This window comes from uncultured Rothia sp. (assembly GCF_916049665.1).
Taxonomy (GTDB): domain Bacteria; phylum Actinomycetota; class Actinomycetes; order Actinomycetales; family Micrococcaceae; genus Rothia.
The window spans coordinates 1-22,306 of record NZ_CAJZIE010000038.1 but is presented as its reverse complement, the minus strand read 5'-3'; the positions used below and the strand labels follow the sequence as shown (position 1 = coordinate 22,306).

General features: G+C 60.1%; 21 protein-coding genes, 1 tRNA gene, 1 pseudogene and 1 riboswitch. Of the genes and pseudogenes, 6 read left to right on the top strand and 17 right to left on the bottom strand.

Annotated elements, in window-relative coordinates; translation table 11 throughout:
- Positions 1–164: 164 nt before the first annotated feature.
- Positions 165–1,142 carry a hypothetical protein gene (locus QZ540_RS05105; protein WP_294628223.1) on the bottom strand — a complete coding sequence of 326 codons (978 nt, stop codon included), beginning with the start codon at positions 1,140–1,142 and terminating at the stop codon, positions 165–167.
- A 63-nt stretch (positions 1,143–1,205) separates the two neighbouring features.
- Between QZ540_RS05105 and QZ540_RS05100 the strand changes: the two genes are divergently transcribed.
- Positions 1,206–1,907 (top strand): hypothetical protein, encoded by a 702-nt coding sequence (locus tag QZ540_RS05100; RefSeq protein WP_294628221.1) that lies wholly within the window; start codon positions 1,206–1,208, stop codon positions 1,905–1,907.
- Between the two features lie 135 nt (positions 1,908–2,042).
- Here the strand turns inward: QZ540_RS05100 and QZ540_RS05095 are convergent, their stop codons facing one another.
- From QZ540_RS05095 to QZ540_RS05060, 8 genes are all read right to left on the bottom strand, one after another.
- Complete coding sequence (locus tag QZ540_RS05095; RefSeq protein ID WP_294628219.1) at positions 2,043–2,708, bottom strand: bifunctional 2-polyprenyl-6-hydroxyphenol methylase/3-demethylubiquinol 3-O-methyltransferase UbiG; 666 nt, start codon at positions 2,706–2,708, stop codon at positions 2,043–2,045.
- A gap of 187 nt (positions 2,709–2,895) precedes the next feature.
- Positions 2,896–4,008: a MauE/DoxX family redox-associated membrane protein gene (locus tag QZ540_RS05090; protein ID WP_294628217.1), complete on the bottom strand. Its 1,113-nt coding sequence runs from the start codon at positions 4,006–4,008 to the stop codon at positions 2,896–2,898.
- Positions 4,009–4,350: 342 nt separating this feature from the next.
- On the bottom strand, positions 4,351–5,406 hold the full coding sequence (locus tag QZ540_RS05085; RefSeq protein ID WP_294628215.1) for a ThiF family adenylyltransferase: 1,056 nt from the start codon (positions 5,404–5,406) through the stop codon (positions 4,351–4,353).
- Entirely contained in the window at positions 5,397–6,167 is a 771-nt protein-coding gene (locus QZ540_RS05080) for a thiazole synthase (RefSeq protein ID WP_294628213.1), read from the bottom strand. The genes QZ540_RS05085 and QZ540_RS05080 overlap by 10 nt, the downstream gene beginning before the upstream one ends.
- A 149-nt stretch (positions 6,168–6,316) precedes the next feature.
- On the bottom strand, positions 6,317–6,514 hold the full coding sequence (gene thiS, locus QZ540_RS05075) for a sulfur carrier protein ThiS (protein WP_294628211.1): 198 nt from the start codon (positions 6,512–6,514) through the stop codon (positions 6,317–6,319).
- A gap of 45 nt (positions 6,515–6,559) precedes the next feature.
- Positions 6,560–7,642 carry a glycine oxidase ThiO gene (thiO, locus tag QZ540_RS05070; RefSeq protein WP_294628209.1) on the bottom strand — a complete coding sequence of 361 codons (1,083 nt, stop codon included), beginning with the start codon at positions 7,640–7,642 and terminating at the stop codon, positions 6,560–6,562.
- 2 nt (positions 7,643–7,644) lie between these two features.
- The gene (locus tag QZ540_RS05065) at positions 7,645–8,265 is read right to left on the bottom strand and encodes a thiamine phosphate synthase (protein ID WP_294628207.1); all 621 of its coding nucleotides are present in this window, start codon (positions 8,263–8,265) and stop codon (positions 7,645–7,647) included.
- A 647-nt stretch (positions 8,266–8,912) separates the two neighbouring features.
- Positions 8,913–8,986 (bottom strand) — tRNA-Gly (locus QZ540_RS05060).
- Positions 8,987–9,139: 153 nt separating this feature from the next.
- Here QZ540_RS05060 and dcd point away from each other — a divergent pair.
- The gene (dcd, locus tag QZ540_RS05055) at positions 9,140–9,739 is read left to right on the top strand and encodes a dCTP deaminase (protein ID WP_294628205.1); all 600 of its coding nucleotides are present in this window, start codon (positions 9,140–9,142) and stop codon (positions 9,737–9,739) included.
- A gap of 132 nt (positions 9,740–9,871) precedes the next feature.
- Positions 9,872–11,203 (top strand): septin family protein, encoded by a 1,332-nt coding sequence (locus tag QZ540_RS05050; protein WP_294628203.1) that lies wholly within the window; start codon positions 9,872–9,874, stop codon positions 11,201–11,203.
- 206 nt (positions 11,204–11,409) lie between these two features.
- Here QZ540_RS05050 and QZ540_RS05045 read toward each other — a convergent pair whose 3' ends face one another.
- Together QZ540_RS05045 and QZ540_RS05040 are read right to left on the bottom strand one after the other, a co-directional pair.
- Entirely contained in the window at positions 11,410–12,846 is a 1,437-nt protein-coding gene (locus QZ540_RS05045; RefSeq protein ID WP_294628201.1) for an MFS transporter, read from the bottom strand.
- A gap of 160 nt (positions 12,847–13,006) precedes the next feature.
- Positions 13,007–13,240 (bottom strand): DUF4235 domain-containing protein, encoded by a 234-nt coding sequence (locus QZ540_RS05040; RefSeq protein ID WP_070644271.1) that lies wholly within the window; start codon positions 13,238–13,240, stop codon positions 13,007–13,009.
- Positions 13,241–13,507: 267 nt separating this feature from the next.
- Positions 13,508–13,608, top strand: a riboswitch (TPP riboswitch).
- A 58-nt stretch (positions 13,609–13,666) separates the two neighbouring features.
- On the opposite strand from QZ540_RS05040, the gene QZ540_RS05035 reads away from it, so the two are divergent.
- The 3 genes from QZ540_RS05035 (at position 13,667) to QZ540_RS05025 (ending at position 16,800) form a co-directional block, all read left to right on the top strand.
- Positions 13,667–14,299, top strand: coding sequence for an ECF transporter S component (locus QZ540_RS05035; protein ID WP_294628198.1), 633 nt, complete (start codon positions 13,667–13,669; stop codon positions 14,297–14,299).
- A gap of 72 nt (positions 14,300–14,371) precedes the next feature.
- Complete coding sequence (locus tag QZ540_RS05030; RefSeq protein WP_294628196.1) at positions 14,372–16,006, top strand: ABC transporter ATP-binding protein; 1,635 nt, start codon at positions 14,372–14,374, stop codon at positions 16,004–16,006.
- Positions 16,003–16,800 (top strand): energy-coupling factor transporter transmembrane protein EcfT, encoded by a 798-nt coding sequence (locus QZ540_RS05025; RefSeq protein WP_294628194.1) that lies wholly within the window; start codon positions 16,003–16,005, stop codon positions 16,798–16,800. Before QZ540_RS05030 ends, QZ540_RS05025 begins: the two co-directional genes overlap by 4 nt.
- A 345-nt stretch (positions 16,801–17,145) precedes the next feature.
- Here the strand turns inward: QZ540_RS05025 and QZ540_RS05020 are convergent, their stop codons facing one another.
- The 6 genes and pseudogenes from QZ540_RS05020 to QZ540_RS04995 all read right to left on the bottom strand — a co-directional run.
- The gene (locus QZ540_RS05020) at positions 17,146–18,048 is read right to left on the bottom strand and encodes an aminotransferase class IV (RefSeq protein WP_005509006.1); all 903 of its coding nucleotides are present in this window, start codon (positions 18,046–18,048) and stop codon (positions 17,146–17,148) included.
- Between the two features lie 212 nt (positions 18,049–18,260).
- Complete coding sequence (locus tag QZ540_RS05015; RefSeq protein WP_294628192.1) at positions 18,261–19,511, bottom strand: multidrug effflux MFS transporter; 1,251 nt, start codon at positions 19,509–19,511, stop codon at positions 18,261–18,263.
- Between the two features lie 389 nt (positions 19,512–19,900).
- Positions 19,901–20,578, bottom strand: coding sequence for a hypothetical protein (locus QZ540_RS05010; RefSeq protein WP_294628190.1), 678 nt, complete (start codon positions 20,576–20,578; stop codon positions 19,901–19,903).
- Positions 20,575–21,054: a low molecular weight protein-tyrosine-phosphatase gene (locus QZ540_RS05005; RefSeq protein ID WP_294628188.1), complete on the bottom strand. Its 480-nt coding sequence runs from the start codon at positions 21,052–21,054 to the stop codon at positions 20,575–20,577. The genes QZ540_RS05010 and QZ540_RS05005 overlap by 4 nt, the downstream gene beginning before the upstream one ends.
- A 201-nt stretch (positions 21,055–21,255) precedes the next feature.
- On the bottom strand, positions 21,256–21,567 hold the full coding sequence (locus QZ540_RS05000; RefSeq protein ID WP_294628186.1) for a hypothetical protein: 312 nt from the start codon (positions 21,565–21,567) through the stop codon (positions 21,256–21,258).
- A gap of 147 nt (positions 21,568–21,714) precedes the next feature.
- Positions 21,715–22,119: pseudogene (locus tag QZ540_RS04995) on the bottom strand (pentapeptide repeat-containing protein); the annotation flags it as partial.
- Between the last annotated feature and the right edge of the window lie 187 nt (positions 22,120–22,306).

Genomic DNA, 22,306 nt, shown 5'->3' with positions numbered 1-22,306 from the left:
CTTCGCTTCGGACACCCTGATGTCGCTACGGATAACACCGACCCTTTCTCAACCCGTATAAGCCACGAGCCAGTATGCTCTTCGCTCCTACAGGGAACCCGCCCTCGCTTCGCTCGGGCACCCTGATGTCGCGTTCAGAGCATACTGGCTCTCGTCGTTCGTCCTTAGAAGGAGACTCGGACCGCCTTCGCATCCGCCTCGACCGACGCCTTCAACGTAAACGGAATCTCCTTCTGTACCTGCGAACGCGCACCCGTATACAAATCCAACTGCGTAAACGACACCTTCGCCGTACCCGACATCGGCTTCAACGACCACACACCCGCCGAACTCACACTCACCTGCGGATCCGCGACCTTCTCAACAGACCACTTCACCTCAGAATCCACACGACCCGTAAAAGCATACTCAAAAGGGCACCCACCAGGATAAAGAGTGCTCTGCTGCGTACACTTCTTCAAATAATCCTGCACCTGCTCCTTCACCGACGACAACGCATTATCACTCGGCTTCAACTCCATACGCACCGAATGATTCGCGTCCTGCGCCGTCACCACCTCATTCACCTTCTGCGCCGTATACACCGTCGAATCATACGACACCGCATACACACCCGGATAAAACACAGGGAACGACGCCACACCCTTATCCACCGCAACCTTACGGTTATTAATCGTCGCAGCCTCCACACCCTGAATATTCACCTTCACCGACGGCAAAGACGCCTCATCAATAGCCCACTTATCAAAAAAGCCCCAATGCGTACCCGAACGGTGCAAACGAAAATCCGTATGCTGCTGCGAACCCTCCAACGTATAGGACGCACGCACCGTCGCATGCTCACCATCCTCGCTGGTCTCCACCACCTCATACGACACCTCACCCAACGAAGACACCGAACGCCTCAAAGCATCCCCATCCAGCAAAGATGCGTCACCCTCAGGAATCTGCGCACCCAACAAACCACGCGCATACGAACCATTACCCGTACGCAACGCATGAAAATACTCCCGCACCTGACCCGTCGGGCCATACACCAGCTTATTCGTCATAACCAGCGCCGCAGCAGCCACAGAAACCGCCACCACAACACCGACCATCCACATTGCCAGAACCCGCTCCACGGGAGAAAAATTACGCATAGAACCAGAGTAACGCAGGTAGTCCGCTAGGTTTCACGCACCGCACACACTAAAGTTGTGTATATGGCAGAACGCGCTCACGAAGTCCCCGCCAAATACGGCGAAGTCAACGAACTATTCCACCCCCGCATGCGCTCCTACGGCAGGCGCATCGAAGCGGCACTCCCCGGCACCATCGTGCTCCTCGCCGCGCTCGCCTTCATCTTCTACAAGCGACCCGCCCTGCCGTACACCATCCTCGTGCTGCTCATCGGCACCATCGCAGGCGTAAACCTCTACTCAGTCCTCAAACCCACCATCATCGTCATTACCAAAACCCATGTGCTCCGCGCACGCACCTTCGGCTGGTTCGCCGTACCCCTCGAAAACATCGACCACACCATCTTCGCCGAAAAGCTCTACCCCAAAAAAGCCTACGGCCAGAAACTCAAAACCGTCGCCGGCCGCCTACGCTACCGCAGCTTCCCCGCCATGTGGGCCGTCGACAAAGACGGCAAACAGCTCATGCGCATCGACGGCCGCGTCTGGGACGGCAAAACCATGCGAGAAGTCTCCTCCAAGCTCTCCGCTCAAACCACCATCTACAAGCAGATCAACGTGGTCAACATGGACAAAGAACACAAGGGACTCATCACCTTCAACGAGCTGCACCCCGGCTGGCGCTCCAGCCTCATGACCGCGCTCGCCGTCATCATCGTGGCAATCCTCTTCGCCGCATCCTTCCTGCCCGAAGAAGTCGCCCGCAACATCTACATGATCCACTAGGCGGATGTGCCCCACAGCGGACGCGAAAAGGCCCGGCACCCACCCCACACGGGGTAGGCGCCGGGCCTTCTCAATGCCTAGCTAAATACGCTTGGTGCGTTCGTTATAGAAACGAGCCTAGCTCTAGATGTGAGCCTAGTTTGAGGGGCGGGACAGTACCGCCACCAGGAACTCCGAAGAACCCTCAACAAACGGGTGCATCTGCCACGAGGAGTAGACGTTATCAACGTTCAGACCGACCTCGCGAGCATCCGCCAAGAACTGCTCAAACGCATAATCACGGCCCGGACCCGAACCGTAACCCACGACAGCGCGGCCGCCCGGCACCAGCACGCGGCGGAAGTTCTCAACCACCGGCTTACGGGTCGAACGAGCGAGGAAGCCCATCACGTTACCCGCACATACCAGCAGCTCAAAGCCGTTCTCCTCAGTGGCGTCACCCTCAATGCCCAGAACCTCCGGCAAATCCACCAGGTCAGCCGTAATCCACGTAGCATCCGGGCAGACGCGGCGCGCCTCCTCAATCAGCTCAGGATCAATATCAACACCCGTCACACGGTGACCCAGAGCGTGCAGCTGCTTACCCACACGACCAGGACCCGAACCCGCATCAAGAATCTTCGCGCCACGAGAAGCCAACGCATTCACCAGACGAGACTCACCCGCCATATCATTACCCTCAGCCTCCATCGCCTTAAAACGGTCAATGTACCACTGCGAATGATTCGGATTGCTCTCCTTGCGGATCAGCCACAGGGACTTCTCACGCTCGCCCGGAGCGTTGAAACTCATCATTGCCATAAAAACTCCTTAGACAGGGTTGAGGATGCGCCAGCCACCAGGCAAGGTGACCGCGGCGTATAAGCGGTGTGTGCGCTACGTACTAGCATAGCCCCACCCGGCTTCTGCCGGTAAGGGCAGTAAGAGCCGAACGGGGCTACGGGAGGCGCTGCAGAGGCGCTACAGGGGCTGGACGATAGGGGCGCGTTTAGAGGTGGTCGCCCTCAGTATTCGACGTGCCCTCAGCAATCGCCTTACGCATCTGCTCCTGGCGCTCCTCCTCAGCCAGACGAGCAGCCTCAGCAAACTGCGCCTCAATATCGGTCAGCAACGCCTCAACCTCCTCCTTACCAGCCACCGGACCGCCAGCAATCAGACCATCAGCACCCAAAACCACAGCCAACGGCACACCATTACCAAAATTTGCGCGCGCACCAGCATCACGGTCAATCAGCGGAGTCAAACCCTCCGGCAACGTACCCGCATTACGCGAGGTCTGCAACGACTCCAGGCTCGAATACACCGGATGCAACGCCACCTGCGGCAGACGCTCCTGCCACGAAGACATCGTCTTCAAAAACTTCACACAACCAGCACACGTCGCCGACACAAACACCAGCATACGCGCCTGATTCTTAGCCAACGCACGCATATTCGTGTGACGGCCATTCTCCAGGTACAGCGCCGCATGAGGAATCGGCATACGAACATACTGCTCCTCGCCGTTCTCGTCATACACCGGCTCCGGCAAAATCACTTCAGCCTGCGGCTCCGGCTGTGCCAGAGCGTCACCGCGGCGAACCGCATCCAGGGTCAGCGCAATCAGCGCCGCACCAACAACCCAAGCCCAGCCACTAGCGCCCAAACCCAGCAGAGTCGACACGACACCCGTGCCGCCCCTCAACGCGCTCGCATGCGCGCCAGCCGCGGCCAACAACAGCGCAACATTACGAATCAGCGTGTAGCGGCTCACCGGCGCAGTCGACTCAGAACCGAAGCAATTGCAGCCCGCGGTGCGTCCCGTCGCCAGGGCACGGGCAATAACCACCGTGTAGAAAATCATCAGGACCAGAGCCAAACCCGACGCAATCACAACAGGCAAACGCACCGGCGACAGCAGCAGGACGGCGGCTAGGGCGATCTCGAACCACGGCAGGACAAGCGACACCGGGCGGGTCGGCGCGATCTTCTCCAAACCAAGATTCTGAATACCAGTCACGGTACTCTGCGGATCCTTCGCCTTCGCAATACCGCTAACGAGTAGGGTTAGAGCGATGAGAGCCGTGCACAAAACAAGCGGCACAGTAGGGACGGTGAGCATAAAACTCCTAGAGTGAGTGTGCGAAAACAGGAAGCGGCAGGGCAGTTTTTAGGCAGAACAAACCGCGCGACGTGCCGCCGTGTTATACACGATTTTACGCCCTGCACATGGGGAAACCGTCTCTACGAGTTATGCGCCTACCTGTTAAGCGGAAAGCGGTATACGCCCTCGTTCCTACAGGGGCACCCGTCCTCGCTTCGCTTCGGACACCCTGATGTCACTACGGGCGATACCGCTTTCCTTAGGGCTTGGCGCGCTATGCCCTTCCTCCGCTCCTGCAGGGACACCCTGATGTCGCTTCCGGAAGGGATAGCTACGCCTGGTCGTCAGCAACCGGCGTCCCTAAATTGCCGAGAGGCGCACCCCGTACTCGCCCGCCAGCTGCTCATACGCCTGCACAAAGCGCTGCGCACGCGCACCCGAGGCACAGAAAACACCGACCCGCTGGTCGCGCACCGACTCAAACAGGCTCAGCAGCTCCGCAGGCACGCGGTCAGCCGGCAGCAGCGAGCCCTCAGCGTCAGCCAGCTGCGACAGAGGGAAATGCAACGAGCCCTCATGCTTCACCGACTCCTCACGCTCGGGCACCTCACGCACATCCAACAGCACCTGCGGAACCTCATGCGCCGACAAATCCACCGGCACCACACGCGCCGGATCCGGCACCGCCCCAAACGACGTACACGTACCTGACAGGGCATCATAGGTCAGCAAGCTACCCGCTGCCGTCGGCAGACCACTCACATGCTTGAGCACCTCCGTCGCCATCAGCGAACCAACCACCGCTGTTGTTGCCCCCAAGACACCGGCAAGCGCGCAGGACTCCACCGTCTGCGGAGTCGTCGGAAAAATATCACGCAAATGCGCGCCATCCGGCTCAAAAAGACTCACCGACCCGCCAAAACGCAGCACAGTGCCCCACACCAGCGGCAGACCCGCAACCTGCGCGGCATCCGCAATCAGATACTTCGACGCAAACGTATCTGTACAATCCACCACACAATCCGGCGCCGACGCGGCAAAAAGATCCAAAATCCAGGACGCATCCACATGCCGGATTGTCGTCTCAACCGTCAACGACGGGCACAGCTCCAACGCACGGCGCGCCGCAACCTCCGCCTTCGGCTCACCCACATCAGGCACCCCAAACAGCGGCTGACGCTGAATATTCGACAGCTCCACCGAATCAGAATCCACAATATGCAGATACCCTACGCCAGCCGCCGCCAACGCCTGCACCACCGGACAGCCCAAACCGCCAGCACCAATCACCAGCACGCGAGCCGCCGCCACCGCATCCTGATCAAAACCGGGGAGGCGACGCTGGCGGTCCGTGCGCTCGCGATCCAGACGCGCATGCTCCGGATTCACCGGGGTAGGGGAGAGGTTTACATCCACGAGACGAAACCCTCCGACGGCGACGATGCCTTCGCGTGCTCACGCACCGGAATACGGCCCGCCTCACGCGCTAACGCGCCCGCCTGCACCGCAAACTTCATCGCCTGAGCCATCGCCACCGGATCCTCCGCACGATTCACCGCCGACGCCAACAACACCGCATCACAACCCAGCTCCATCGCCAGGACGGCATCCGAGGCGGTACCCACACCGGCATCCAGAACCACCGGAACCTGCGCGCGGGACGCAATCAGCTCAATATTGTGCGGATTCAAAATGCCCAGACCGGTACCAATCGGCGCGCCCAACGGCATGACCGCGGCAACGCCCGCATCCTCCAGACGGGCTGCAGCCACCGGGTCGTCAGAGGTGTACGCGAGCACCGTGAAATCCTCAGCGACCAGTTGCTCGCAGGCGGTCAGTAGCTCCACGGTGTCCGGCAGTAGGGTGTCTTCGTCGTGGATAATCTCGACTTTCACCCAGGAGGTGCCCAGCGCCTCGCGGGCGAGCATCGCGGTCATCACCGCGTCCGCTGCGGTGCGGCACCCTGCGGTATTGGGCAGCGGCGCAATATTGAGCTTCTGCAGAAGCGGAAAAATGGGGGTGCCTGCGGCGTGACGGCGCATGGCAACGGTCGTCATTTCGGTGCCGGACGCAATCAGCGCCTGCTCGAGCAGGTCCATACTGGTTGCGCCTCCGGAGCCCATGATAAGGCGGGAGTTGAAAGTGCGGTCGCCGATGGTGAGTGGTGTGAGGCTCATGAGTTCTCCTCTGTGGGAACGTCTAGATAACGGGGTTTAGGTGTGTGGGCGCGGCGGTGCGCCCGGTTTAGAAAGAAAACCGAGAATGGCTGTTCTTTTTCGTCGGTGGATATTCGCCAGCGGGAATCTAACCGGTACAGACTGGAGGATTAGCCACCCTGCACGGCGGTGAGGGCATCCACCCTGTCGCCCTCGCTCAGCGGCACATCCAGCCACGTGGAACGCGGCACGATGCTGCGGTTGAGCGCCACAGCCACACCATTTTCGGTGCCGAACTGGTCCATGACAAGGTCAAATACGGTGCGGGCGTTGGTGGTTAGCGGCTCGCCGTTGTAGGTGATGATCATGCGGAATCCTTTCGTGAGTGCGCCGGGTGCACCCGGCTGGGGTGTTTAGTGGGTGAATCGTGCCGGGTCGCACGCCTGCATGATGGGCGGAATCTCAGCCCCGCAGGCGACCTCCGCGCCGACCTTACCGGCGAGCGCGGCAAGCAGAATACCGTGGCGGAAATAGCCCGTGGACACGAGCTGGCGGGTGCCGTCGGTGCGAGTGCGGTGCCCAAAGATGGGCAGGTCGTCCGGGGTGCCGGGGCGGGCGCCGACGTTCGCCTCCAGCAGCTCGCACTCTTCAACCGCGGGCACCAGCCGGATGGCGTCACGCAGCAGCTGGTGTACGCCGTCAATGGCAGGTAGCGTGCGGTGGTCTTCGCGGCTGGTCGCGCCGATGCACAGCTCCCCGTCGGGGCGGGGGATGAGGTAGACGGGGCGGGAGTTCACGTAGCCTCGCACCACGTGCTTGAGGATGGGTCGCGGGGCGCGCAGACGCAGAATGTCTCCGTAGACGGGCCGCAGCGGGTAGTCCCCGTGCAGCGTTGCCCCTAGTCCGGTGCAGATAATATCGCCTGCATCCGGGTTGGTAACCCGTTCGGTGCTGAAGGTGACGCCGCGGCGGGTGAGTGCATCTTTGAGAGCGCGCCTCATGAGCCGCGGGTGCAGCTGATGGTCGCTGGGGATGCTCACGGCACCGGCAATGCGCGGCGCCAGGAGCGGTTCGAGGGCGCGCGCCTGCGTGGGGGTGACGGGGTCCGCGGGACGGTTCAAATCCCGGTAGTAGGCGCGGGTGCGCTGCAGGTGTTCGGCGTCGGCACGGTCGGCGGCGACGATGAGCGTGCCGGTGGTGTCGTAGCCGGTGGGCAGGTCGGTGGCGCGGCTGAGCCGCTCCATGAGGGAGGGGTAGGCGTCAGCGCTGGCGGTCATGAGGGGGAAGAGCTCGTCCTGCTGGAATTGCACCTCTGCGATGGGCGCGAGCATGCCGCCGGCGTAGTGGCTGGCGGCAGGGTAGAGCGCCGTGCCGTCCTCGGCGGTACCGTAGTCGCCGGTTTCGGCGTCGATGAGGTGCACGTTTTCGCCGCGTTCGGTGAGCTCAAACGCGGTGGTGAGACCAATGATTCCGCCGCCAATAATGGTGATGGTCATGGTTATGCCTTCAGTGCGGGGTTATCGACGAAGGCGCGGACCATGGCGATTCCGGCGACCCCGGTGGTGCGGATGGCGGGACAGTCTTCGGGGGTGATGTCGCCAATAGCCACGGTCGGCACGGCGGACAGTTCGGCAAGTTCGCGGAGCCCGTCAATGCCGAGGGGTGGGCGGTTGGACTGCTTGGTGGGGCTGGGGCGGAACGGGCCGGTGCCAATGTAGTCGATGAGGTGCGCAATCTTGTTGGATTCTTCGACGAGTTGCCGGGTGCCGGTGGTGAGGCCGATGATGGCGTCGGCACCGAGGAGGGCGCGGGCGTCGGCTACGGGCAGGTCGTCTTGACCGATGTGCACGCCGTCAACGCGCACGCCGCGGGCACGCAGCGCGAGGGCGACGTCTACACGGTCGTCGACGAGTAGGGTCTGGTGCGGCTGGATGATGCCGGCGATTGCCTCGGTGAGCTGGTAGAGTTCGCGCGCACTGATGGGTTTGGACCTGACTTGGATGCAGGTGGCGTGTTTGGCTGCCCGGACGGTTTCGAGGGGGTTGTCGCCTGTGACGAGGTAGAGGCTCAGGTCGAGGGGGCGTTCGGGGGTGGTGTAGGGGTGCGTTTCGCGGGTCATGCGGGTCTACGATTCGTCGTCGAGTAGATGTTTTTGAGAAATTCTCTCATCGAATTTCTGTGGTTAGGTTAGCACAACTGTGTGGTGAGTTGAACATTCTTCAAGTGTTTTGGGGTGGCTCGCGGGGTGTGTTCCTCGCTCATGAATGGGAAGACCGGCGCGCTATACACTTCCTTCGCTCCTGCAGGGGACCCGCCCTCGCAGAGCCCGGGCACCCTGATGTCGCTGCAGGAAGGTATAGCAGTACCGCGCTCGCACAGTTGCGGCAAGCCCTTTCGCACCGAGTCCGCTGGTAGGTACCCTGACCTCATAAACTGCGCCACCACCGCACCCAAATACCTATCCCGTTTCCCGGCGACGTGTCTGCGGTACCTCACCCGAGCATCCCCCTCCCCGCCTCCGCGCACACTCTTCCCAAGCCGAGGGCCCGCGGTTCGTTCCTCAAGGCATAGCCGCGCCCTACCTCGCACACAGGGAAGGGGAGGGAGTTAGTAGGGGAGAGGCCGGTATGTTCCGTCGCGACATCAGGGTGTCCGACGCGGAGCGAGGACGGGTTCCCTGTAGGAGCAAGGAACATGCCGCCTCGACCAGCCATACCCAAAGCAACCCAAAAAAATAAAGCCCCAAACCGTGAAGTCCGGGGCTTTTGGAGCGGCTGACGGGAATCGAACCCGCGTATCAGGCTTGGGAAGCGTGCGCTCTACCATTGAGCTACAGCCGCATCTTTTTCAGTGTATCGCGCTTGCTTGCCGGGGGTGAAATATGTTGCGGCGCTTGTTGGCGGCGTGGCCGGGGTTGAAATGTGATGTAGGCCTGTGTGCTGGGGCTGGTGGATGCCTGCACGTGGGTGGTGTTTGCCAGGTATCCTTTAAGCGTGCTTATTTCAGATCGCGATATTCGTCAAGAGATTGCTGATGGGCGCATCGTTCTTGAACCGTTCGATGAGTCGATGATTCAGCCTGCAAGTGTGGACGTGAGGATTGATCGTTTCTTCCGTCTGTTTGATAACCATAAGTACCCGCATATTGATCCTGCTCAGCCGCAGGAGGATTTGACGCGCCTGGTTGAGGTGGCTCCTGATGAGCCGTTTATTTTGCATCCGGGTGAGTTTGTGTTGGGTTCTACGTATGAGAAGGTGACTCTGCCTGATGATGTGGCTGCCCGCCTGGAGGGTAAGTCGTCGTTGGGTCGTCTGGGTTTGTTGACTCACTCTACGGCTGGTTTTATTGATCCTGGTTTTTCTGGGCATGTGACGCTTGAGTTGTCGAATATGGCGACTTTGCCGATTATGTTGTGGCCGGGTTCTAAGGTTGGTCAGTTGTGTTTCTTCCGTTTGAGTAGCCCGACTGAGCATCCGTATGGTTCTGGTGCGTATGGTAACCGTTACCAGGGTCAGCGTGGCCCGACTGCTTCGCGTAGTTATTTGAATTTTCATCAGACGATGATTCCTGCGGATAGTTCTGTGGAGTCTTAGTCTTTCCCGCTTTGGGGTGCGGGCGTGCAGTCTGCGTGTTTGTGCGCCCGCGTTGGGCGGTTTTTCGCCTGTTTGTGCTCGTGCGTCCACTCGCGTGCGGGTTTTTATCTCTCACTCTCTAAGGATTTTTTGATGAATCTGAAGCCTGTTGTTCTGCGTGTTGCTGGCGCGGAAGTTTCTGTGTATCTGATTGATATGTCGGACTCTTTTGTGGAGCGTTTTAAGAAGGCGTGGGAGCCTCTTGCTCCGGAGTTTTTTGATACTCCTGATGAGGCGTATGCTTCGTTGTCTCGTTTTGATCAGGTGATGCTGGTGCATGCGCCGACTGATGAGTCGGTGATGGATTTGGCGAATCCGCTGATGGGTCCGTTTGATAAGGTGTCGACGCTGCGTGTGGCTGATGATGATTCGGGTATGCAGGATCTGACGAGCCGTATTACGTTGGCGATGATTGAGCAGCTGGTTGGTCGCGGTGTGATGTTGCATTCGGCTGTTATTGGTGACCCTGAGTCGAAGCGCGCTGTTGCGCTGGTGGGTGTTTCTGGTAGCGGTAAGACGACTGCGTCGCGTTTCTTGGGTTCGAAGTTTGCGTACCTGACTGATGAGACTGCGATTATTTCGGATGAGGGTGTTGTGTCGCCGTATCCGAAGCCGCTGTCTGTGATTGTTGACCCGAATGCGCCGAAGGATCAGCAGAACCCGGTTGATCTGGGCCTGAACGTGGTTGATCGTGATGACCTCAGCTATAAGCTGTCGCGTATTGTGTTCATTTCTCGTGATGAGTCGGCGTCTGAGCCGTATTTCGAGCGTGTTCCGCTGCATGAGGCTCTGGTGTTCTTGAGCGAGCAGAGCTCGGGCCTGGCGCGTCACCCTGAGGGTGTTGTGTCGCTGGCTAAGCTGGTGGAGCGTTGCGGTGGCGTGTGGCGCCTGGTGTACTCGGAGGTTGAGGATACTCTGCCGCTGGTTCAGGATCTGCTGAACGGTGGTGAGCTGCCGAATGCTGATGAGGTTGAGAGCCTGGAGAAGTACACGGTTGAGGATCACCTGCCGGGTGTGTTCTTGAACGGTACGATTGCGGTGTCTCGTATGCCGGGTACTTCGGGTGTGCGTGTGGGTGAGGACGGCCCGTTCTTGCTGCTGTGTGACACTGAGCTGAATGAGCTGTCTGAGTTCGCGGCTGAGTGCTGGCTGCAGGCTGAGGGCGACATTTCGTATGATGACCTGTTTGCGCGTCTGGCTGAGATCTTTGAGGGTCTGCCGGCGGAGGCGTATGACGAGAACCTGAGCGCTCTGGCGGCTGGTTCGATGCTGTGGGTTCGTGTGATTGATGATCCGCTGATTGATGACGCGACCTGGGCTCAGCTGACGAGCGATGAGGTTCTTGATGAGGAGGAGCAGCAGATTGCGCTGGACTCCTCTGAGGATGCTGTCTCTGACGGTGAGGATGACGTGGTGGAGGACTAGCCACCGCGGTTCCTTGGGACGGCGCTCTGGCGCGGCTCCCCAGTTGGTGAGCTCCGCTTGATAAGCACCGCCGAATAAGCACTGCTTAAGCACAAGGGAGGGGCGGGTAGAAGAATAATTCTTCTACCCGCCCCTCCCTTTGCGTTTGCGAGGTTGCGTTTGCGGGGTGCGGAGCGCTTAGCCCCGCGTAGCCTTACTGAGTAGCCTTACTGGGCAGCCTTGTCGCGGCGCTTCTGTTCACGCTTCTGTTCGCGGCGAGCCGCACGCACACGTAGCGGACCGGGCGCCTTCACCGGCAGCAGCAGGAGCAGACCCGCCACCACAACGATCAGGATACCGAGCACACCCCAAATCTGTGCGCCCATGATGCTTACGCACAGGCCGAACAGCATCGGTGCCAGGAAGCTGGTGGCACGACCGGTGGTCGAGTACAGACCGAACAGCTCACCCTCGGTGCCGGGATCTGCCAGGCGAGCCAGGAAGGTGCGGGATGCCGACTGTGCCGGGCCCACGAACAGGCACAGCAGCAGGGCGCATACCCAGAACACGCCCGGTTCGGGGAAGAACATCAGCGGGGTAGCCGCCAAGATAATACCGACCAGCGAGATAACAATAATTGTCTTTGGGCCCAGGTAGTCATCCAGGTAGCCACCCAGAATCGCGCCAACCGCCGCGACGGCGCTACCGGCAATACCGAACAGAATCACATCGGAGGTGCTGAAACCGAACGTGCCTGCCGCGAGAATACCGCCGAACGTAAAAATACCGGACAGACCATCACGGAACACCGCCGAAGCAATCAGGAACCACAGGGTCTGCGGGGACGTCATCTTCAGCCGCTTAATGGTGCGCCACAGCGCCTTGTAGGAGGCGAGCAGACCGCCCTGACGAGCCGGGGAGAGACGCTCCATACCGAGCTCCAGGAAACGCAGCTCGCGGGTGGGCAGCACCTCCGGCAGGAAGCGCTCGCGGGTACGCATACGCACCAGCAGAGGCACACAGAAGATGAGGCACCATGCGGCGGCGAACAGCGCGACCGCACGGATATTCAGGGCGTTATCGGTGGTCAGACCGAGCACTTCGGGGGTAAGCACAAAACCCCACAGCACCACAGCCAACGCCAGGATGCCGCCAATGTAGCCGGCAGCCCATCCGGCGCCCGAAATCTTACCGATGTTCTCCGGGTGGGAGATGCGCGGCAACACGGCGTTGTAGTTCACGTACGCGAACTCGCTGAACACGCTCGCCGCAGAAATCAGCGTGACACCCAGCCACAGGTACTGCGGGGTGGGGCCCACGAAGAAGCACGCCGCCATCGAACCGACTAGCAGCATGGTATTCACGCCAAGCCAGAAGATGCCCCTGCCAGACTTGTCGTTACGCTGACCGGTCACCGGCGCCAGAATCGCAATGAGGAAACCGGCAATGGTCAGACCCAGCGACAGCGCCGAAGAAGTCTCTTCGGGCGTGCCAAAGTAGCTACTGGTCAGGTACACGGTGAAGATGAAGGTCGTCATAATCGAGTCGAAGCTCGACGAACCAACATCCCACATGACCCAGGATGCGACCGAACGGCGGCTGTTCGCGTGGTCAACGACCCTACGCGGAGCCTTCGTCTTACGGCGGGGAGAAGAAATAGTCATAGTTGTGCTTTCGGATGCCGAGGTGGCGCTTCAGCGTAGCGGCGGCATGAAACCTGCTGAAGTAGAGCGGGCGTGCTGAAGAAGGAACACCAGGCGGTACGTACCGAGTGGAGATACGTACCGCCTAGTTCATGAACTTTCGCGCGGAAGGCGCAAAGCCTTAGTTGAAGAAACGACGCTGCAGGCGAGCAATACCGAAGCTCACCACAGCACCTGCGACGGAGGTCAGAACGGTCCAGAGGATGACCTGACGCAGGGTGTCTTCAGAGTCGTGGGAAATGGCGGGAGGCTGGTTGCCGGTAGCCTTGGTCCAGGCTGCGCCCAGACCCTTACCGACCAGGGCAGCAGCGCCCATGTTGATACCCGCAATAGCAAGCTTAGCGACGGGGTTCATGTGTATCTCCTTAGCTGTATACGATGCGGCGTCCTGCCCGTGAACCCCTTCGGGGTTGGGTGAGAAAAGAGCGCCACTCCCTAGCGTATAGGGTTTAAGGCGTTCGTGCCGCCTTGGAGCCGCTCCGTCCCAAAATTGTACACCGTGCAATTCTGTAATGCGGGCAGAAGAAGAAAACAAAAAGCGGCAAATTGGCGCGAACAGCCAGACACGCCTACAATCGAACCTGGGCTTCCGCCCGCGCCAAAACGGTACGGACAAGGAAGCCCACAACGACAGGGGAGCGCCACCGAGGCGCTGAGAGTGCTAAGCAGACCCTCGAACCTGATCCGGTTAGTACCGGCGTAGGGAGTCGAATTTCTTCTCAATGCCCTCGTCCATTCAGAGGGCGAGGACATTCCCCTTCCAACGAAGGAAGGACCACCAATGTCGCAGAACGTAACCCCCGCCTCCCAGGCATCTACCCAGGCAGAAGCGAAGAAGCCGAACCTGCGCTGGCGAGTCAACGAAATTGTTATCGCCGCAGTCATCGCCGTAGCCTGCGCAGTCATCTTCTGGATCTGGGACATCGCAGTTTCCCCCGCCACCAAAACCGCACTCGTAGCAGCACCCGAATTCCGCCCCATCATCGGCGGCGCATGGCTGCTCGGCGGCACCCTCGGCGGCCTGCTCATCCGCAAGCCCGGTGCGGCACTCTTCTGCGAAATCGTCGCAGCCTTCATCTCCGTACTCTTCACCGGTGGCGCGTGGAGCGGCGAAATCCTGCTCGCAGGCCTCTTCCAGGGCATCGGCGCAGAAATCGCCTTCGCAATCTTCCGCTACCGCCGCTGGGACGCATTCGTAGCGGTCTTCGCCGGCGCACTCTGCGGCCTGTTCATGGGCGGTAACGAAATCTTCATCTACTACCCCGACATGGAACCGACCAAGGCATTCATCTACGTGGCATGCTCCGTCATCTCCGGCGCAGTGATCGCAGGCTTCCTCGCATGGATTCTCGTGCAGAACCTCGCCAAGACCGGTGTGCTCTCCTCGCTGGCATCCGGCAAGACCCGCCGCTAACCACCAGCAACTAGTCACTCACCACAAGTCACCACTCGGCACACTCAGCAGCCACAAGGCTAAGGAACCATCATGGAAGCAACACCGCGCGGGGCGCGCATCGAGCTCAACAACTTCAGCTGGCACCACCCCGGACGCCCAGAACCCGTCATCAGCGGACTCAACCTCACCATCAACCCCGGTGAAAAAGTCCTGCTACTGGGCACCTCCGGCGCCGGCAAATCGACGCTCCTGCACGCCATCGCCGGTGTGCTCCACGATGACGACGGCGAATCCGCCGGCGGCACCATCACCATCAACGGCAAAGAACCCGCCGAAGCACGCGGCACCGCAGGCATGATGCAGCAGGACCCCGAATCCTCCATCGTCATGGCAACCGTCGGCAACGACGTCGCGTTCGGCCCCGAAAACCTGCGCGTACCCCGCGAAGAAATCTGGGGCCGCGTCACCGAAGCCCTCACCGCCGTAGGGCTCAACGACCTTGCCCTCGACCACCCCAGCAGCGCGCTGTCCGGCGGTCAGAAGCAGCGCCTCGGCCTGGCGGGTATCCTCTCGATGCACCCCGGCGCCATGATCCTCGACGAACCCACCGCCAACCTCGACCCCTCCGGTGTGCAGGAGGTGCGCGACAGTATTCTTGCCGCCGCGGAGGCGACCGGCGCGACCCTGCTCGTCGTGGAGCACCGCGTGAGCATCTGGGCACCGCATATGGACCGCATTATCGTGCTCGGCGAAGGCGGCACCATCACCCACGACGGCGCACCCGACACCGTGCTCACCGAAGCACGCCAAGAACTCATCGACGCGGGCGTGTGGGTACCCAACTACGTGCCGCGTGCACCGCAGACCGGCGATGTTGTGGGCGGCGAAAGCGAGCACGGCGAGGCGCTACTCCGCGCCGAAAACCTCAGCATCACCCGCGCACAACCCACCCCCAAACAACGACGCGCACGCCGACGCACCATCAAACGCCTCGGCGACACCCCCGCACCCGCACCCGTCGACCTGCCCGTACTGCGCGGCGGCATCAACCTCACCCTGCGCGCCGGCGAACACCTCAGCGTGCTCGGCCCCAACGGTGCCGGCAAATCAACCCTCGCCCTCACCCTCGCAGGGCTCCTCACCGCGCCCAACGGCACCCTCACCGCCACCGACGCGCTGCGCAATCACGAGGGTAACCACGGTGGCGAGCCCGCACACTGGGACGTGCCCACCTGGACCCCCGCCCAAATGCTCAGCCGCATCGGCTACGTCTTCCAAGAACCCGAATACCAATTCATCCGCGGCACCGTACGCGAAGAACTCGAACTCGGCCCCCGCCGACTCGCCGCACTCACCCGCGAACCCCTCAACGAAGACGACCTCGCAGCCCGCACCAACGAACTCGCGGCCCACCTACGCCTCAATCACCTACTCGACGCCAACCCCTTCACCCTCTCCGGCGGCGAAAAACGCAGGCTCTCCGTCGCCTCCGCTCTCGCTACCGCACCGCGAATTCTCATTCTCGACGAACCCACCTTCGGGCAGGATGCACGAACCTGGGCAGAACTCGTCGACCTCATCCGCGAACTCCTCGCAGGCGGCACCGCAGTCATCTCCATCACCCACGACGAAGACTACACCGCCGCACTCGGCGGCAAATCCATCACGCTCGAAGCCCTAGAACCCTCCGAAGCCATCGCAACCCCCGGAAAGGAGAACGCATGAACACCGACTTCTTCGGCACCATCGACCGAACCAGCTACTTCAGCAACCTCAACGCCGGCGTAAAACTCATCGTCTCCTTCGCCCTCATCATCGCCGCACTCATCGTGCGCGACCCCCTCACCTCCGGAATCCTCTTCGCCCTCGAACTGCTCGGATTCATCCTCGTCGGATTCCGACCCGTCAACGTCCTCGCCCGCTTCTGGCCCATCCTCATCGCCGTCATCACCACCGGCTGGTCCGTCGCCATGCTCAGCGCCAAAAGCGGCACCACGATCCTCGATCTCGGCTTCAACAGCATCACCACCGACTCCGCCGCCGTCGGCGCAGCCATGATGATCCGCTCCCTCGCCATGGTCCTACCCACCCTCGCATTCGTACTCACCACCGACCCGACCGACCTGGGCGACTCCCTCGCACAAACCTTCAAACTGCCCTCCCGGTTCGTGCTCGCCACCGTCGCCGCACTCCGCCTCGTCGGTATTCTCTTCGCCGAATGGAACGCCCTCGGCCAGGCACGACGCGCCCGCGGACTCGGCGCAGGCCAATCCCTCGCCGGACGTGCACAAACCTTCGGCGGGCAAAGCTTCGCCCTGCTCGTGCAGGCTATCCGCCGCGGTTCCCGCCTCGCCATCACCATGGAGGCGCGCGGCTTCGGCGCAGGCGAACGCACCTGGGCTCGTGTGCCTAGCTACTCGCCGCGTGACGTGCACGTGAGTATTGCCGCCGCCGTCATTATCGCTGTTGCGTACGGTGCATCTATCGCGGCGGGTACGATTCAGTTCCTCTGGGGCTAGTTCGTTCCGTTTCTAGTTTTGCTGGGAAGCGGTACTCGCCCTCGTTCCTACAGGGAACCCGTCCTCGCTTCGCTTCGGACACCCTGATGTCGCTACGGGCGATACCGTCTTCCCACGCTGGGATACGGAGGCGCTCGCACTCTTCCTTCGCTCCTACAGGGACCCGCCCTCGCAGAGCTCGGGCACCCTGATGTCGCTTCAGGAAGGTACAGACGCCTCCTGCTTAGCACCTGCAGACAGCACAAAGGGACGGCATTATCCTCGCTCCTACAGGGGCACCCGTCCTCGCTTCGCTTCGGACACCCTGATGTCGCTACGGATAATACCGTCCCTTTGTGTACGCGGTTAGCTCTGCTGCGCCAGGTAGTTCAACAGCGTGGCGGTCAGCTCCGGGTCATGCGCCAGCGCCGTGCCGTTCAGGTGAGTCACCGGTGCAATCAGACGCACCGACGACGCCAACCACACGCCGTCCGACTCGAACAAATCCTGCGGGTAGAGCGGACCGAAGCCCAGCTCCCAACCGGCCTGGCGTGCCGCCTCGAACACCGCGCCCTGCGTGGTGCCGGGAAGGATGCCGTGGCTCGGCTCGGGCGTGTACAGCACCTTCTTGCCGTCCTCAATCTTGGCAACCAGCACCGAAGAGGTGGCGCCCTCCAGCACGCGACGCTCATCGGTAATGAAGATAGCGTCGTCCGCGCCGCGCTCCTGCACGTACCGCAGGACCGCCATGTTCACCGCGTAGGAGAGGGTCTTCGCGCCCGCCAGCAGCCACGGGTAGGCGCTATTATCCATCGGCTCATGGCCGCGCGGTAGCAGCATCGCCTTCACACCCTCGGTGCGGCGCTTCACGATGGAGGCGGGCACCGGCGACGCCATAATCAGCGTGTACGGGCCCGGCTGCATGGAGGTCACCGCCTGGGTGGGGCCGCGCGAAATAATGATCTTCACGATGTGCTCTTCACCCAGCGCAGTCTCGGCACCGGCGGTCGCCTCACGCATGAGGCGCTCCACCGCCGAACGCAGAATCTCGGGTTCCGGGTCGGGCAAATCCAGCATGCGCGCCGACGACTCGAGGCGGGACAGGTGCATGCCGAGCTTACGCACACGGCGGTTGACGGACAGCATGGTCTCGAAGACGCCGTCGCCGCGGGTGAAGCCCTGATCATCAACGCTGATGAGGGGCACGGACGGGTCAACGAAGATGCCCTGCGGGTTCTGCTCGTTCAGAAGAATTACGGTACTAGACATAGTCTTATTGTACGTTCGCATCCAGAACCAGCGCGGGATAACGGTACTCGCCCTCGTTCCTACAGGGGCAGATGGACGAGACATGCAGAAGGGCGGTGCTATCCACGCTCCTACAGGGGCACCCGTCCTCGCTTCGCTTCGGACACCCTGATGTCGCTTACGGATAACACCGCCCCTCCTGGGCATACGCACAGATATGTACTTATGAACGGCTAGTGACCCGCCGCCGGGGCCTCATGGCTCTTACCGTCCGCCGAGTAGTCCGAATCCTTACGCGGCGTAGTCCACAGCACCAGCGCCGTCAGGACCGCGAAACCAAAAATGGAGAAGCCCATCGGCAGGTACTCATGCTCACCGGCAAACGACACCAGCGGCGCCGCCAACGCACCCAGCATCGCCTGAACCGTACCCATCACCGCCGAAGCACTACCCGCCATGTGGCGCGCCTCGTTCAACGCCAACGCCGAAGCATTACCAAAAATCAGGCCGCACGAGCTGGTCAGCAGGAACAGCAGAATCAGCGTCGGCACCAGCGAGATACCGATAAGGAAGCTAACCACCAGCAGCGAAGACACCACCAGCAGGCTAACCACGCCGACATTCACAATGCGGCGCTGCGCCACACGACCCACCAGCTTCGTTGCAATCGCACTGAACAGCACAATGCCAATCGAGTTCACACCGAACACGATCGTGAACTCAGTCTCGGACAAGCCCAGAATCTTCTGCAACACAAACGTCGAACCGGAAATGTACGAGAACAGCGCACCAAACGCGAAGCACATCGTCAGCATGAAACCCAGGTAGCGGCGAATCTTGAAGACCTTCGGCAGCTCCGAGTACACGCTCAGGGCGGTACCCTGGTAGCGTTCCTCCACCGGCAGGGTCTCCTTAATCACGAAGATTACGCCGAGCATCATGATCGCGGTCACCACGCCGAGCACATGGAAAATATCGCGCCAGTTACCCCACGCCAGCACCCAACCACCAAACAGCGGCGCGAGCACCGGCGCGAAGCCGTTAATCATCATCATGACGCCCATGAGCTTAGCGGTCGCCAGGCCTTCAGTCGTATCGGTCACGATGGAACGAGCCAGCACCGCACCAATCGAACCGGTGAAGCCCATCATGAAACGCGCAAAAATCAGTAGCTCAATATTCGGCGAGAAGCCACACGCCACCGTCGCAATGAAACAGATGACCGCACCAATCAGCAGCGGCTTGCGGCGGCCCGTCTTATCCGACAGCGGACCAACAACCAGCTGGCCGAGCGCCATACCGACCATGAACGCGCTCAACGTCAGGGACGCGTTCGTGCTGGTCGTGTTCAGGTCCTCCGCGACAGCGGGCAGTGCGGCAAGGTACATGTCCGTAGCGAGCGGCGCAATAGCGGTCAGCAACGCCAGAACAACAATGAAAAGGGGCGATAGCCCGAAGGAGGTCTTAATCGACTTCGAAGACATTAGCCTTAGTTTTTCTTTCTGCGTGACGCACGTGCAACGGAGCCTGCGGCTCTAAGGTTGGATGCGGCGGTGCCGGATCCGGGGATGAGCTTGCGCAGGCCAGAAGCACAACCTTTTCACCCTATCAGAATTGGGTGTGGCTTCGTAAGTTAAACGGTAGACATTCTTTTGTGGGGGAGGACTCGCCACATATTTCCTCCGCGCCTACGCAGGGGCACCCGTCACCCGGACGCTCCGCCCCTCCTCGCTTCGCTGCGGAGAGCGTCCGGGCTGACACCCTGAGGGCGCTTCCGGAAAACGTGGCTGCGCCCCCTACTCATACCGGGTACTGCAAAGGGGTGGTGTTACCTCTCCCCATTGGAGAGATTAACACCGCCCCTTCCCGATGGTTACCGCGCGTCTGCCGCCGCGCTGTCGTAGATGAAGTCCACGGTCTCGTAGTCTTCCGGGATTTCGGCGAGCAGCGCCTCCTCCTGCGCCGCCCAGCGTTCCCAGTGCGGGCGGAACGTGTCACCGTCACGAGCCATGGCGCGCTCGTAACGCACCTCGTCCGGGGCGGTGGCGAGAATACGCACCTCGCAGGCGCCCGCAATCGCGCCAACACCCTCACAGATAATGACCTGCGTAGCCGCCGGGTCGACGGTGCGCTCCTCACCGGGGGCGCCCGCCTCCCAATCCCAGGGGGTGTAGGTTCCGGCAATACCTTCGGTGAGCTGCACGGACAGCGCGTCCCACGCCTCCACGCCGTCGAAGAGGCCGTCCCAGCCGGGGTAGAAGTCGTCCAGGTGCAGCACGTGCACGCTGTGCCCTGCGGCGGTGAGCTCACGCTCAAGCTGCGCGGCGAGGCTGGTTTTGCCGGTGCCGCTGCGGCCGTCAATGCCGATAATCAGCGGGATCTGCGCGAAGTCGGCGAGGAACTGCTCACGGAATTCGGTGAATTCGGCGGTGTCCATGTCGAAGTCGTTGCCGATGCCGTGCTCCAGGCGCAGCATGTCTTTGCAGAGCTCCAGGATTTCGGCGGTGCCGGTGACGCGGCGGTTCTGGTTCAGGGGGATACGCTGACTCACTGCGCGTCACCTTCCTGCTTGAGGTGGTTGATGAGGCCGCGTGCGGCGGCGTCAATGAGGCCGGTGGTGTACACGAAGTCGCGTTCGCTACCGTACCAGGGGTCGTAGATGCCGAGCTGGTCCAGGTGGGTGGTGGTGACCTTCGGGTCGAAGCTGCGCATCATGCGGATCTTGGCTTTGTCTTCGTCGTTGCGGGCGAGGGCTTTGAGGCGCAGGTAGTGGGGTGCGTCCATGGCGAGGATGAGGTCGTTGCGGTCGAAGTCCTCGACGGTGAAGACGCTGGCGCGGTGCGCGGACGAGTCAATACCGCGGGAGGTGAGCTGCGCGGCGGCGCGCGGGTCGATGCGGTTGCCTTCTTCTTCGTTGCTGATGCCGCTGGAGGTGACGGTGACGGGCACGCCGGCTTCTTGGGCGTGCTGGCGGATGAGGTATTCGCCGACGGGGGAGCGGCAGATGTTGCCGGTGCAGACAGTCATGATTCGGTACATGGTTCTAGTGTATCGGTGGGGTAACGGGTGGTTGGGCGCGGCGGGTGATTGGGGTGATTCTTGGGCGGCTTTGCGGGCGGCGATGTGACGGGCGGATGCGCTCGCCGGTGGGTAGTTGGGATGCGCACTCGCGGAGAGCGCGAGAAAGCCCCGCCGACGCGGGTCGGCGGGGCCTTTTAGTGATGAACCTTATTCAGCGGGCTTTTCTTCCTCGATATCTGAATTTTCAAGCGGCTTTGCAGGCTTACTCACGCGAGTGTATTCCTGCTTTTCTTCATCCCAAGACTTAGGGTCAAAAAGTATGGTTCCTTCGGGAACTATGAACTTTTTGCCGTTGATTTCAGATTGTCCGAGTTGAATTTTATAGGGACTATGGGAGGACACGCTGAATATATAACTTTCTGGGGTGACACCACATGAGAAACGTGTCATAAATATTGATGAATTAGGGAATGCAAAACGTGGTTCTTTGTTGATGAACTTTGTTCCATAGAAACCCACACTGCCAAAGAATGTTGAATTTATAAATTTTGCAGAACTTATGAATGTTGCATCGGTAAAATCTATAAATCCATCAAATTCATTAAATGTAATACTGATGAAATCTGCATTACTTTCGAAATTGGCTTCACTAAAATTGGCAAATCCTTCAAAGTAAGCACCTCTGAAATCTGCGATATTTTCAAAAATTGCGCCATTGAAATCTGCGGTTGCATCAGATGGATTTGCTCTAGGGGAAATAATTTTATTGAAAGATGCGTCGGTAAAGATTGCTTCCTTTTTGAAAATGGCCCTAGAGAAAATTGTGTGTCCTGTAAAATTTGCATCTTTGAAATCTGCTTTTTCTTTAAAATGTGTTGATGTGAAGCTTGTCGTGCTCCCGAAAACTGTATCGTGGAAAATTGCAGAGTCATTGAATGTTGATTTTTTAAAGCTAACCCCACCTTTAAATTCTGCTTCATGAAATAATGAAGATTGTTTAAAAACTACATTGATAAATGAAGATGTTTTTTCAAATTCTGACCCATTGAAGAAAACTTCTCCTTCGAATATTGAATTATAGAATTATATTACCTGCCCAAATATTGAATTTGAAAAATTAATACGAGAATTTATGACAATATTACGAAAATCGACATTGTAGAGAAAATGTGTTCCAGAAAAATTGTATGAAAAATCTGACCAAGGCCCTTTTTGGGGAATTTTCTTCTCGATTTCAGGCTTCTCTTTTTTATTGCTG